This is a genomic window from uncultured Campylobacter sp. (assembly GCF_937890585.1).
Lineage (GTDB): Bacteria > Campylobacterota > Campylobacteria > Campylobacterales > Campylobacteraceae > Campylobacter_A.
In genome coordinates, this window is sequence record NZ_CALACG010000153.1 from 1 (window position 1) to 13,931 (window position 13,931).

General features: G+C 40.4%; 12 protein-coding genes. 10 read left to right on the plus strand and 2 right to left on the minus strand.

The genetic code is table 11. From position 1 onward, the window contains the following. The first annotated feature begins 108 nt into the window (after positions 1-108). Genes Q0296_RS04515 through Q0296_RS04555 form a run of 9 tightly spaced genes read left to right on the plus strand, consistent with a single transcriptional unit; the run spans position 109 to position 9,482 of the window. Entirely contained in the window at positions 109-2,052 is a 1,944-nt protein-coding gene (locus Q0296_RS04515) for an FTR1 family protein (RefSeq protein WP_298037059.1), read from the plus strand. Between the two features lie 20 nt (positions 2,053-2,072). Then, positions 2,073-2,594 (plus strand): iron transporter, encoded by a 522-nt coding sequence (locus Q0296_RS04520; RefSeq protein ID WP_004317727.1) that lies wholly within the window; start codon positions 2,073-2,075, stop codon positions 2,592-2,594. A 51-nt stretch (positions 2,595-2,645) separates the two neighbouring features. Further along, a complete protein-coding gene (locus Q0296_RS04525; protein ID WP_298037062.1) occupies positions 2,646-4,025 on the plus strand; it encodes a Fe-S-containing protein in 1,380 nt (459 codons plus the stop codon). Next, positions 4,022-5,314 carry an ABC transporter permease gene (locus Q0296_RS04530; RefSeq protein ID WP_298037064.1) on the plus strand — a complete coding sequence of 431 codons (1,293 nt, stop codon included), beginning with the start codon at positions 4,022-4,024 and terminating at the stop codon, positions 5,312-5,314. The genes Q0296_RS04525 and Q0296_RS04530 overlap by 4 nt, the downstream gene beginning before the upstream one ends. Next, entirely contained in the window at positions 5,301-6,443 is a 1,143-nt protein-coding gene (locus Q0296_RS04535) for an FtsX-like permease family protein (RefSeq protein ID WP_087581761.1), read from the plus strand. The genes Q0296_RS04530 and Q0296_RS04535 overlap by 14 nt, the downstream gene beginning before the upstream one ends. A 1-nt stretch (position 6,444) precedes the next feature. Beyond that, complete coding sequence (locus tag Q0296_RS04540) at positions 6,445-7,134, plus strand: ABC transporter ATP-binding protein (RefSeq protein ID WP_021092740.1); 690 nt, start codon at positions 6,445-6,447, stop codon at positions 7,132-7,134. Further along, positions 7,124-7,618 carry a TlpA disulfide reductase family protein gene (locus tag Q0296_RS04545; RefSeq protein WP_012001226.1) on the plus strand — a complete coding sequence of 165 codons (495 nt, stop codon included), beginning with the start codon at positions 7,124-7,126 and terminating at the stop codon, positions 7,616-7,618. The genes Q0296_RS04540 and Q0296_RS04545 overlap by 11 nt, the downstream gene beginning before the upstream one ends. Positions 7,619-7,627: 9 nt before the next feature. Then, entirely contained in the window at positions 7,628-8,203 is a 576-nt protein-coding gene (locus Q0296_RS04550) for a hypothetical protein (protein ID WP_298037072.1), read from the plus strand. Positions 8,204-8,234: 31 nt separating this feature from the next. Beyond that, positions 8,235-9,482, plus strand: coding sequence for a DUF2920 family protein (locus Q0296_RS04555; RefSeq protein ID WP_298037096.1), 1,248 nt, complete (start codon positions 8,235-8,237; stop codon positions 9,480-9,482). Between the two features lie 49 nt (positions 9,483-9,531). On the opposite strand, the gene Q0296_RS04560 is transcribed toward Q0296_RS04555, so the two are convergent. After that, positions 9,532-11,901 carry a tetratricopeptide repeat protein gene (locus Q0296_RS04560; RefSeq protein ID WP_298037099.1) on the minus strand — a complete coding sequence of 790 codons (2,370 nt, stop codon included), beginning with the start codon at positions 11,899-11,901 and terminating at the stop codon, positions 9,532-9,534. Next, a complete protein-coding gene (gene serS / locus Q0296_RS04565) occupies positions 11,901-13,145 on the minus strand; it encodes a serine--tRNA ligase (RefSeq protein ID WP_298037102.1) in 1,245 nt (414 codons plus the stop codon). The genes Q0296_RS04560 and serS overlap by 1 nt, the downstream gene beginning before the upstream one ends. A 79-nt stretch (positions 13,146-13,224) precedes the next feature. Between serS and Q0296_RS04570 the strand changes: the two genes are divergently transcribed. After that, positions 13,225-13,931, plus strand: a 707-nt coding sequence (locus Q0296_RS04570; protein ID WP_298037104.1) for a site-specific DNA-methyltransferase, incomplete at its 3' end; no start/stop codon positions are given.

The following is a 13,931-nucleotide window of genomic DNA, read 5'->3' on the forward strand; positions in this document are numbered from 1 at the left end:
TTATTTATACTTTCAAATTACATTCTTTTATGATAATCGTTTTTATTTTAATCAAAGTAAAGGCTTGCTAATATTCGGGCAAAATATATTTTACAGGTGGTTTAACTAATGAATAAATTTTTTAAATTTATGCTTATCATGCTCCTGCCTATCTGGCTTGTGGCAAAAAATGACGACTACACACAAGTCGCAGCTCAGATAAAAGAGTCATTACAAAAAGTAATAACAGAGTATAGAGCTGGCAATGTCGAGCAAGCAGTTAGCGATACTCAAAATGCTTATTTTGGTCTATTTGAAGATGTCGAAGCTGGCATCAGAATAAATTTAGGTCAGAAAAAAGCTTACTCTATGGAGAAGCAGTTTGGCGAGATCAGAAAGGCGATAAAAGCTGGCGAAGCACCAGATGATGTGCAAAAAAGAATAGATCAGATAAATAGCGAAATCGCTGAAGTTCTGCCAGTTATTTTAAATGGACATAAGCTTGTTGGTGAGTACTCAGACAGCCCAGCACAAGCTGCTACAAGTGGCTATGACACTTCTAAATTTATCCCTGAGTGGAAGGTGGCATTTGAAAATTTATCAGCTGCTCTAGATAAAGCTATATCAAGCTATGAGGGCGACAAACAAGATGATGCTAAAAATTCTATCCAAGATGCTAAATTTAATGATTATAGAAACACTCAACTTGAAATCGCCGTTCGCCAATATATAGAAAATGGTAAAAGCATAGATGCTGACATCCAAAGAAAGATGGGTGAAGCGATCAGTGGCATCACAAATGGCATAAGCAAAGATGACTTTAAAGTAAAGCTAGAAGAGATCAAAAAGTTAGCTTATGATGCCGTTGCAAAACTCCCAGCTGAGACAGTAAAACTAGCAAAAGTTGATATGAGTAGTGCAGCATCTAGCGATAGCAGCGAAGATAGCGGCACAGACTACACTCAAACTGTTAAAAACATAAATGACAAAATTCAAGCAGCCATCGCGCTTTACAAAGGTGGCAATAGCGCTAAAGCTATGGGCGATATCCAAGATATCTACTTTGATGAGTTTGAAGGTAGCGGCATGGAGAACAAAGTAGGTGCGATAGATGTAAATTTAAAAACAGCTATCGAAGCTACATTTGGTAACCTTGTAGCCCTTATGAAATCAGGCGCAGACGAAAAAACACTTGAAGAGAGTGCAAGCAAGATGTCATCTCAGCTAGCAGCTGCACTTGAGAAAACTAGCGGTTCAAGCTCACCTTGGACGCTATTTATCTGGGCGCTAACTATCATCTTAAGAGAGGGCTTTGAAGCTCTTATCATCGTTGCAGCCGTCGTTGCATATCTTGTAAAAACTGGCAATGCAAAATCTATGGGCAAGGTAGTATATAGCTCAGTTGGCGTGGCTGTCATCTTAAGCTTTGTCATGGCTTGGATAATGAACGTCATCTTTGGCGAGGCAGCAGGTCAAAAAAGAGAGCTTATGGAAGGCATCACGATGCTTGTTGCAGTGGGACTTCTATTTTATGTTGGCTTCTGGCTTCTTTCAAATGCTGGCGCTAAAAAATGGAACGACTACATCAAATCTCACTTATCTGAGTCTATCTCAAGTGGCTCAAGCACGATGCTTTGGTGGACTGTATTTTTAGCGGTATTTAGAGAGGGCGCTGAGACAGTGCTATTTTATCAAGCGCTTATCTTTGACGCAAAAGACTCAGCTGGCTACTCAATGATCGCAGCTGGCTTTGTTGTAGGTCTTATCGTTCTTTTAATAGTCTATTTCTTATTTAAAATTTTCGCTATTAAAATTCCTATTAAGCCATTTTTTATATTTACATCAGCTATCATCTTTTACATGTCGATCGTCTTTGTTGGCAAGGGCGTTGGCGAGCTAGTTGAGGGCAAAATTTTCATCCCAACTATCATAAAAGGACTAAATTTCCCTGACTGGATGAGAGACTGGCTAGGACTTATGCCATATTACGAGAGTTTAGTACCTCAGATCATTATGGTGCTTGCCCTAATTATAGGCATCGTTATCATGAAATCAAAACAAAATAAAAACTAATCTTATTTAAAGGAGAGGAAATGAATAAAATTCTTAGTTCAGCTCTAGCACTTAGTCTAGCAGCTGGTTTTGCACTTGCTGGAGAGCACCCAATCGGCGAGCCTGTTGAGGCTAATGGCATGGAGATAGCTGCAGTTTATCTTGAGCCAATCGACATGGAGCCAAAAGGCGTTGATCTAGCTCCAAGCTTGGCTGATCTTCACTTAGAAGCTGACATCCACGCTATAAAAGGCAACAAAAACGGCTTTGGCGAAGGCGAGTGGATCCCATATCTAAAGATCAACTATGAGCTAAAAAACCTTGATAATGGTAAAACTAAAAAAGGTACATTTATGCCTATGGTTGCAAGCGATGGCCCACACTACGGTGCTAACGTAAAAATGGATACAGGTGTTGGTAACTATGAGCTTAAATTCCACATCGACAATCCAGAAAAACAAGGCTTTGGTCGCCACGCTGACAAAGAGACTGGTGTTGGTAAATGGTTTGAGCCTTTCACAACAACTTATAAATTTCAATGGACAGGTGGTCCTGTTAAATAATCACTTTGGGGCGTTCTCGCCCCTTTTTAAAAATTCTCATAGGGTTTAGTTATGTCAATTTACTTCTATCAGGTCTTTTTAGCCCTCCTTGGATTTACGCTTTTTGCTGCCTTAAATAACAATGGCAAAAGTTTAAAAACGATCTTTTTACCGTCATTTCTTGGCGTTGTTGCTGGTGTGCTTATCTTTAAAGCTGCTCGTCATGCGCTTGTTGATGATCAGTTTAAAATTTTCATAGATTCTGTGACACTGGTTTTTTTACTAATTAGCATTTTATGGATATTTTTCGAGCTTAAGATAGCAAAAATCGTAACATTTTTTATTTTAGGCATCGGCTTTGGCTTTGGCTATAGCTCAAGTAGCGCTTTGTTCCCACTTTTTGGCGGCGAGCTGCTTGACACGCTTTCAGTCATTAGCTTCTTTTTGATGATCTTTGCGATGATCTTGATACTGTTTTTATTTTTCTTCATTTCAAATTTAAAAGCAAGCATCCCATCATCAATAGCTAAAATTTTAGCTCTTATCACATTAGTATTTTTGCTAGTTGATAGAAGCTCACAAACTGCACTTGAGCTTTTACGTGCAGGCGCTTTAAAGATAAGTAGCGAGCTAAATTCTAAAATTTTATCTATCAGCGCAAAAGGCATCTACGTCACAGAATTTAGTGCCTATTTTTACATAGCAGTGATCCTTCTTTTATGCATCATCGCGCTTTGCTTTGTGCCAAAGAGTATCGATAAGAGCACGTTTGGCTCTATCAAATACCGCTTTACAAAAGCCATTAGAGAAAATGTCTTTGACAATGCAAAATTTGCATTTTGCAGCGTTTTAATAGCGCTTGGATTTTCACTTTATTTTGATCTTTACGCATCTCGCCCACCTCAAATTTCAGAGCCGGTCTTGGTTGAGCCAGTGGGAGATAAATTTATATTTGATGTTGATATGTTGAAAGATAATGAACTTCACAGATTTGCCTACATCACAGATGAGGGCAAGCAGATAAGATTTTTCTTGCTAAACCGTTTTAGCGACCGCCCATCTCCAGTCATCGTCTTTGACTCGTGCATGATTTGTGGCGATATGGGCTATATAAAAAGAGGCAATGACCTTATTTGTATCTCTTGTAATGTTAGAATTTTCTTGCCGTCAGTTGGCAAAGAGGGTGGTTGTAACCCGATCCCTATGGCATTTACCTTTGATGGTAAAAATATCATAGTTGATTACAAAACGATCGTCGCAGGGGCAAACTACTTCAGCAAGGTTGTCGAAAAGATGGTACTTGACCCAGTTAGTCGCAAAAAGGTGAGCAATCTTGATTCAAGATCATATTTATACTACGGACGCACATATTTCTTTGAGAGCAACGAAACTCAGGCGAAATTTGAAGCAAATCCAGAAAAATATGTAGAAACAAATGGAACGTTAAAATGAAAAATATGCAACTAAGAATGATAAAAAGCTCGATCACGGGCTCAAAGGTGCAAAAGACGATGGCGTTTATCACCATCTTGCTAGCTGCTCTTTTGATAGCGTGCATGCTAAATATCACGCTTAAAATCGGCGATCAAGTGGCAAGCGAGCTTAGAGGCTATGGCTCAAATATCGTCGTTTTACCACGCGGTGAGAGCCTAAGCATCGAGATCGAGGGTAAAAATTTCACCCCACTAAAATCACAAAATTTGCTCCCAGAGGCTGATCTTTATAAGATAAAAGAGATCTTTTGGAGAAATAACATCGTTGCTTTTGCTCCGTTTTTAGAGACAAAGGTCAAAGATGAAAAAGGTAATGAATTTAGCTTTGAAGGCACTTATTTTGATAAAAATATCGGCCTAAAAGACGAACCAGAATTTAGCACAGGTGTTAAGAGCTTGTATGGATTTTGGGGTGTTGAGGGCGTTTGGCCAAAAGATGAGAGCATGGATGAAATTTTAGTAGGAGATGAGCTTGCAAAGGCTAAAAATTTAAAAGTTGGCGACAAGCTTAGCCTTGTGGGCAAAAACGGCACAAGAGAGGTTAGCGTAGTTGGCATCTTAAAGGGTGCAGGCGACGAGACGCATAAGCTAATAGGCTCGCTCAAGCTTGCTGGCGATCTATCAGGGCATCCTGGCTCATATACAAAAGCTGAAGTCTCAGCCATGACGATCCCAGAAAACGACCTATCGCTAAAGGCTAGACGAAATTTAGACAACCTTGATAGCGCAGAGTACGACAAATGGTACTGCTCGGCCTACGCAGGCTCGATCGCATTTCAGATAGAAGAAAATTTACCAAACGTTAGCGCAAAAGCTAGCCTTCAAGTAAGTGATGCGGAGAGTAATATCGTAAAGAAAATTCAAAGTCTAATGGGTATCGTTAGTATCATAGCCCTTGTGGTCTCAGCCATCGGCATAACGTCACTAATGACAAGTGAAATTTATCGCCGTAAAAAAGAGATTGGCCTTTTAAAAGCCATAGGCGCAAGCAACTTTGAAATTTACGCCCTTTTTGCGAGCGAGAGCCTTGTGGTGGCATTTTTTGCTGGTATCACGGGAGCATTTTTAGGATACGCGCTAAGCTACGTGATGTCTTACATCATCTTTTCTCACGGCATCGGTATAGCTTGGATCGTGCTGCCAATAAGCGTGGCATTTGCCTTGCTCATCTCAGTCGTTGGCTCGCTAATGCCAATGAGAAACGTCATAAATTTACTACCTGCGGAGGTGCTATATGACCGCAAATAGCAAATTCTTTTACAATATAATCTACAAAAGCCTAAAAAATGGCTCATCAAGGGTTATGGTTATCGTGATCTCGATCTTGCTTGGAGCGTGCGTGTGTGCGGCATTTGTCAATGTCTATCTTGACATCGACTCAAAGGTCTCACGCGAGCTAAAAACCTATGGTGCAAATATGATCTTTGCTCCAAAAGATATGGCGACAAGTGATGATATGAGCGAAAAAACTTATAATGAAATGATCGCTAAAGTGCCAAAAGACAAGCTTCTTGGCGAGAGTGGATATCTCTTTGCTCAGGCAAATATCGGCCCAACTAATGCCATCGTCATGGGGACAAAATTTAGCAATCTAAAAAAAGTTAAGCCGTTTTTAGATGTTAGAGATGGAACTATGATAAATGTCGATTTTGACGATAAAAACGTGCTAATAGGCGTCGATCTTGCTCGTCAAGCTGGCTTTAAAGCAGGCGATGATATAGAAATTCGTGCCATTGGCTCAAATGAGAGCATAAATGTAAAGATAAAAGGCGTAGTGGCAAGTGGCGATAAAGAGGACGCTCTTTTGATCACGTCGCTATCTTTGGCTCAGAAAATTTCAAACAAAGCTGGCAAGATAAACTACGCAGAGGCCGTCGTGCTTGGAAATTTTGACGAGATAACATCGCTTGCAAAGACTATAAGCAACGACGAAATAGTTGCTAAACCAGTGGCAAAGGTCTCAAAGTCTGAGGGCTACATCTTAGAAAAGATCAAGCTTCTAATGGCACTTGTGAGCCTTGTTATCTTACTCATTACTTCAATGTGCGTAAATACAACGCTTAGTGCTATCTTGCTCTCTCGATCACGTGAGATCGCACTTCTTAGAGCTATAGGTGCAAGCAAGAAAGATGTGCTAAGGCTATTTGGCTTTGAGACATTTGTAACAGCGCTTATCTCAGCGTTAGTTGGAGCGTTTTTAGGTTATCTACTAGCTCAAATTTTAGGTTATGCGATATTTGATTCTAGTATTGATTTTAGAATTCTAAGCATCCCAGTAGCTGTGGTCATATCACTTCTTTTTGCAGCGATCGCAGCGTTTTACCCGATTAAGCGGGCACTTAATAACAAAATGGCAGATACACTAAGAGGAGAATGATATGCAAAATGCACTAGAACTTAAAAATATTTGTAAAATTTTTGGCGATGTAAAAGCACTTGATGATATAAGTTTTGAGGTTAAAAAGGGTGAGTGGGTCAGCGTCATGGGGCCAAGCGGTAGCGGTAAGAGCACACTTGTAAATATCCTTTCTCTAATGGATACACCAAGTAGCGGCGTATATATGCTTGGTGGCGATGATGCGAGTAACCTAAATGCCGATGATACGCTTAAATTTAGACGTGAAAAGATCGGACTTGTCTTTCAGCAGTTTCACCTCGTGCCATATCTTAGTGCGCTTGAAAACGTGATGATAGCACAGTATTATCATAGCTCAGTCGATGAAGAGGATGCTAAAAAGGCACTTGAAGCAGTTGGCCTCTCTCACAGACTCACACACAGACCAAGCCAGCTAAGTGGTGGCGAGCAACAACGCCTTTGTATCGCGCGCTCGCTCATAAATGACCCTGAAATTTTAATAGCAGATGAGCCAACTGGTAACCTTGATGAGGCAAACGAGAGGATCATACTTGATCTTTTTTGCAAGCTAAGAAAAGAGGGCAAAACAATACTTCTAGTCACTCACAATCCAGATCTAGGCGAGTATGGCGATAAGATCGTCTATCTAAGACACGGCAAACTAGAGAATATCCGCACTATAGAAAATCCAAAGGTGCCAAATGAAATTTAAATTTCTATTTTTGTGCCTGGTCGCAGCTCTAGTTATGGGCTGCGTCAAGCAGTATGAGAAGCACCACATCACGCTAAATGACTCAAGCGGCATCGACACGCAGTTTTTCCCAACCGAAAAGCGCCTAAAGATAGGTGACAAGCCATATATGCTCTTTTTCTTTGGCACTGACTGCGGAGTGTGCAAGGCTGCGATCCCTGATCTAAATTTACTCCAAAAACAATACGGCAAAGATGTTGAATTTATAGGTATTTTAGGGCCTAGCAAGGGCTTTGATAAAGATATAGAGCTTTTAAAGGAGCACAACATCACCTTTAAAACCACAAGCGATAAGGTTTCGGTGGATTATTTCAGCAAGGCAGTTGGCGGCGTCATGGGCGTGCCAGTTATCTATTTTTTTGATAAAGATGGTAAGATGCGATCAAAGTTTATCGGTCTTACACCAAAAAGTGTGCTTGAAGGTGCTATAAGATCGCTCTTATAGGAGTGAAAGATGAGAAATTTAGTTTTATTTGTGCTGGCTCTGTTTTTTGTCGGATGTGCAAACAGCACGCCAAATATCTCGGTAAAAACGAGCGATCCGATCTTTTTTACACTTGGTGAAGCAAACAAAAGCGTCTATGTAAATTTTAAAAATAGCGCTACCGGTCAAGATGTAAATGCTGAAATTTTGATCGAATTTGCAAAGGCTGGCTTTAGAAACGAGCCAAATATCAGTAACGCTGACTTCATCATCCTTGGCGACGTGCAGGGCTTTGAGCGCATAACAAAAAGAGATCCTAGATTTACCATGGGGATGGGATATGGCTTTGGTAGGCCAAGCTTTGGTTTTGGCTACTCGATGTTCTTCCCGCTTGACTATGACGATGATGAGTTTAACACAAACAGCTACACCTATCACATGCGAGCTAGCGTGCTAGTGCGCCCAAAAAATGGCGGTGAGAAAGCTACAAATATCTCGCTCATGCAAGCTGGCAACGTCTATTCACCAAGCTATATCTGGCCATTTTTCAAAGAGCGCTTAGCAAAACAGATCGTCGGCTTTTTTTATAACGTCTCACAAAAGTAGGTGGAAGTTAGTAAATTTAAAAGGAGTTAAAATGTTGGTTAATGAGAGGCATGAAATTTCATCTTGTGATGATTTTGAGCTTGGTATAAAAAGAAGCTCTTTGCTTGAATTTCATCTAGCCTATGATGATAGCAAGGAGGCGAAGGCGCTTTTAGTGATCATTTCTGGTTTTGGAGAGGACTCTGACTCTAGTTATAGAACTCATCTTATGCAAGCTATGGCAGAGTCTTATGATATGGCGTGTATTAGCGTGGATTATCACTGTATAGGCAACCGTCCGCAGATCGGAGCAAAAATCGGACTTGATGATCTAGACCGTGCGATACTAACAAAGGAACTGGCAAAGATCGGTATAACTCTACCTATTGATTTAAAAATAGTTGATAACTACGATAAAACCTCTGTTTTGCTAAAAAGTCTTAGTGAGGAGATCACTATTCGAAAAGAGAGCGGAGTCTTGCCAGATGATTTTAGTTTAGATGTTAGCATGACTATGTTGCCAACAAAAAACGAATATCAAAATTTTGGCATTATGCAAGCGCTAGACGTGCTAAATGCTGTGCTTTATACTAAAAAGAATATATGTGATCAAAAATTTAAAAATATCCCTGTTGTTATGGTAGGTAGCTCACATGGTGGATACTTGGCACATATGTGCGCTAAGATCGCTCCGTGGCTAGTTGATGCGGTGATAGATAATAGCTCATATGCAAAATTTTTATGGCAACTTATTGGTTTTGGTAAAGAGATTGATTTTACTAGATTTTTTGGCTGTGGCACCGGAGTTTCATATAAAAATTTAAATCTTTACTTCTGTGATAAAACTTATTGGACTCTTAATAAAAGTTCACCATATTATTTTAGTGACGCAAGAGAAGAGATAAGAAATATCCTAAATTTAGATCATTTAAATGTTCAAAGCAGCTATAAAAAGCCAGTTTACGTGAGTTATCACTGCATATATGACAAAGATGTAGCTCCAGCAAAGGATAAAACTGAGCTTTACGAGGCTCTTAAAAAGCTTAAATTTGACACAACGCTTCATATGATAAAAGATGAGAGCGAGGTTGATGGCAAATTTATAAAGTCTCTAACTCACGGCATGGGCATGTCTTATAAACTGCTTTTGCAAAGAGAGCTTCCTGCTGTGATGGAGAAAATTTTATCTCAAAAAAGCAAAAATAGCAGCAAGAGCATTGAGTATAAATGCGGCGATTTGATCTATAAATTTAGTGAAGCCTCAGACCAGATAAAGCTTGAAATTTCAGATATCGCTTAGTATTTAAAATTTAAATTTAGTAAAAACTAGGCCTTAAAAAGCCTATTTTTTATCTTTTGTTATCTATCTCAAAGTCGTAAAACTGGTTTTCGTACTCGACATTGCCGGTTTTGCTGTATTGTATAAGGGCGGCTTTGATGTTGTCTATCTGCTGATACATAAATCCAAGGGCGGCTCTGTTTTCAACAGCGCTTGGATCATTTAGCTTTGTGAGCTCCAAAAGTGCGATCGCATTTGCTATTTTGTTTGCTCCAGTCGCAGCCACAGAGGCCAAAAATAACGTGCCAGCGTCATTTATCTTAAACTCATCTATAACCTCATTATAAAGCTTAAAACTCTCGTCAAAGTCGTTTGTAAAGATATCCACATATGCCAAAGTCTGGATCAAATTTATATTCTTTGGCGCGCTTTTTAGCTCAGCTCTTAGCCTATCGCGCTCCCTTGTTAGCAGGCCTGATATCTGAAGTAGCTTTATGTACTGCTTTTTGATGATGTCAGCGCCGTGGTAGAAGGCGTTTTGGTCAAGCTGCTTGCCATTAAAGTAAATTTGCACCGCCTTTGCGTATTCTTTTATATTTGTTTGTCTGTTTTTTGAGATGAAATTTAAGATATTTGCGATGATATCGTTTGGCAAAATTTTAACCAGCTCATCAGCCATTTTTGACATTACCTCGTCGTTGTTTGAGATTTTAGCGGTGATGATATCAAAGGCTAAATTTAGCGTCGTAGGCTCTTTTGGCTCTTCAAGCCACCTTATCATAGCACTTTGGTTGCCACTAACTAGGCTTAAAAGCGAGGTGTATAAATTTACAGGTTTTAAGCTCTTGTCATTTTCTAAATTTTCGCCGATCTCTTCAACTAGTTTTGGATTTAAATTTCTATTTATATCCATACAGATCGCGCCAAAGATGCCTGAAAGATGGTTATTTACATCTTGATGATAGCTTGCTATAAAGTGCTTTGCTGCAAGGCTAAAATTCCCAAGCTGAGCGTAGCTTAGAGCCAGGTTATACTGCAAGATCGAGTGGTTTGGATAGGCCTTGGCAAGCTCTTCAAAGTCCTTGTTTGCCTCTTTTAATCGGTAGTTAAGTGCCTTTGCGATGGCTTCGCTAAGTTTGGCATTGACCTTTGAGGCGGCCGCACTTTGAGTTAGGTAGTCGTTTGCCGCTGAGGTATCGTCTAAAAAGACGCTAACTCCGCCTTTTCTTATCTGCTCGATGCTCTGTTTTGCGTCAAAAACCTTATACGGCGCAAAGTAAAATAGCGTCTCATAGCGTCTAGTTCTATCAAAAAACATATCGTCGCTAAAGTGTGCCTGAGCTAGGCTGACGTCAAAAAGGTCTGGCTTTAGTATGGTCTTTATCTTGTAAATTTTGCTTGGCATCGAGGCGTTGTAGTCGTAGACGTCTTTGATAAATGCCGCAGCATCGCCATAATCAGCCGTTTTTAGATCGATAAGTGCGGCTGTCATCTTGATAAGATCGATGTTTGGCGTGTTTTTTGAGGCTTTTGTCAGGTAGTCTCTTGCTTTGTCGTATTTGCCAAGCCTTGCGTAGAGTTGCGCTAGCGTAAAGTCAGCCTTAAAGGCCTTTTGCCCTTCAAGCTTGGTTATGGCTCTCTCGTCATCTCCAAGAAGAGATAAAATTTTTGCGCTCAAATAGGCATACTCGCCGTTATAATCCTCTGTGCTAGGGTGCGAGAGTGCCTGCAACGCCTCGTAATAATTACCCTTATAGTAATTAACCAGCGCATAGTAGTAGCTATAAAGTGGCGAGCTGTTTTCATACTGCAAAAAGGAGTCGGCAAGGCCGATGTAGTAGTTGAAATTTTTAGTGCTATTTAGCTCTAGCGAGCAAACAGCGGCGTTTATGGCGCTAACTGCGGTATTTTCACGATCAGTTATCGCCTTGTTAAACGAGATGATCGCCTCGTCGCACTTCTCTTGTTTCATCTGCGAAACGCCGAGGTTGTAGTTTGAGAGAGATTGGTTATAAACGGCTATGTTTTCATAAATTTTTAACGCTTCAAATTTATTGCCACGCTCATAGAGCTGGTTAGCCTTGTTTATCATCTCATCGATCTTTGAAGCGCCGAAATTTTGCGTTTGATAGCTGTTTTCTATGCTTTTTACGATGCTAGTTGTATCAACCTCTTCTTTTTCATCTTTTTTTAGCAGAAAAACTAGCAAAATAGCCACGATGATGAGCACCAAAACAGCCGCTCCGATGATGATAAAGAGCTTTTTCTTGCTCTTTTTTACAGGTATCGGCTCTGGGATGCTCTCATCTTGCAGCACGCCATCACTTGCTATGCTCTCAAGCGAGACGATCTCTTCAGGCGCCTCGGTTTTTGCCTCCTCAGGCGCTTGCTCTGCCTGCTCGCCAGGTGGTTTTAGAACTACAACCTCGTCATCAGCCACTACATATACCTTTTAAGAACTTCTGGAATTTCGATAGTGCCATCAGCCTTTTGGTAGTTTTCCATTATCGCTATTAGGGTCCTGCCAACTGCCAAGCTTGAGCCATTTAGGGTATTTACAAGCATATTTTTCTTGCCATCTTTAAAGCGAATTTTCGCTCTTCTTGCTTGAAAATCACGAGTGTTAGAGATAGAGCTTATCTCGCGGTATTTGCCCTGACCTGGTAGCCAAACCTCAAGATCGACCGTCTTTGCTGCACTAAAGCCTAGATCGCCGCTGCAAAGTAGCATGTGGCGGTGAGGCAGCCCAAGGCTAGTTAGTAGGTCGCTCGCGCAAGATATCATCTCAGCAAGCACGCCCTCGCTTTGATCAGGTTTTGTGATGCTTACAAGCTCGACCTTTTCAAACTGGTGCTGACGGATCATGCCTCTCGTGTCACGTCCTGCTGAGCCTGCCTCTTGGCGAAAGCATGCTGAGTAGCAAGTCATCTTTATAGGCAGCTCGCTGGCTTCAATAATGGTGTCGTTGTATAAATTTGTCACAGGCACTTCGCTAGTTGGGATGAGATAGAGGTCCTCGTCACGCACTTTGTAGAGGTCCTCTTCAAATTTAGGTAGCTGACCTGTGCCAAAAAGCGTGTTTGAGCTTACTAGATAAGGGACATTTACAAGCTCAAAGCCACGCGCGCTGTTAAAGTCGATCATGTAATTAACAAGCGCTCTACTAAGCCTTGCTCCCATGCCGCGAAGCACGGTAAAGCGAGATCCTGAGAGCTTTGCGCCTCTTTCAAAGTCAAGCCAGCCAAGGCTCTCACCTAGCTCCCAGTGCTCCTTTGGCTTAAAGTCAAATTTAGTAGGTTCAAGCACCGTTTTTATGCAGACGTTATCGTCCTCATCTTTGCCAAATGGCACATCATCGTCAGTGATATTTGGCACGCTAAATGAAATTTGCTCAAGTTTTTCTTCATATTGTTTAACGATCTCATCAGCATCAGCAAGGGCAGCTTTGTTTAAATTTAGCTCATTTTTTAGCTCGCTCACGTCCTCACCAGCTCTTGCTTTTACGCCAAGCTCTTTACTTTTTGCGTTTTGGATAGCTTGGAAATTTTCAAGCGCTTTGCGCTTTTGCTTTAGCTCGTTAAAAGTGTGTAAGAGCTCGTCTAGCAAGCTGGCTTTAACGTTTTTGCCCTCTAGTTTTTTTACGAATTCATCGTAGTTTGTCTCAAGTAGTTTTAAATTTATCATTGCTTCTTGTCCTTGTTGAATTTAGGGCATATTTTAGCGAATATTAGTATAATTTTGACTAAAACTTAAAGGAGGCACGATGCGGGCGCAAGATATTTTTGATAATAAAAATATTACAGCAAATAGCAATCAGTTGGCTATTTTAAAACAAAATTTTCCACAATGCTTTGATAAAAGTGGCAAATTTGACATTGAAACGTTAAGTCAAATTTTAGGTGCAGAAAATATCAAAAAAGAGGGCTTTGAGTTAAAATTTTTAGGCAAATCTTATGCGAGATTAATGGCAAATTTAAATCCTAAAACGCTTTTGATGCCAGATATCGATCATAATTCTAAAAACGAGAACGCTCAAAATTTACTCATAAAGGGCGACAACCTTGAAGTATTAAAACATCTTAAAAATGCTTATTTTGAAAGTATTAAGATGATCTACATTGATCCACCTTACAATACAGGCAGTGATGGATTTGTGTATAAAGATGATAGAAAATTTAGTGTCGATGAACTCTCTAGTCTAGCTGGTATCTCACAAGAAGAGGCTAAACGAGTGCTTGAATTTACCGCAAAAGGCTCAAACTCGCACTCTGCGTGGCTAGGCTTTATCTATCCTCGTCTTTATATCGCCAGAGAGCTACTCCGCGATGACGGCGTGATATTTATAAGCATTGATGATAACGAACAAGCACAGCTTAAAATTTTATGTGATGAAATTTTTGGAGAAGAGAATTTTGTTGCCAACTTAATATGGCAAAAGAAAAAAGGTGGTGGCGGAAGTGATTCAGAATT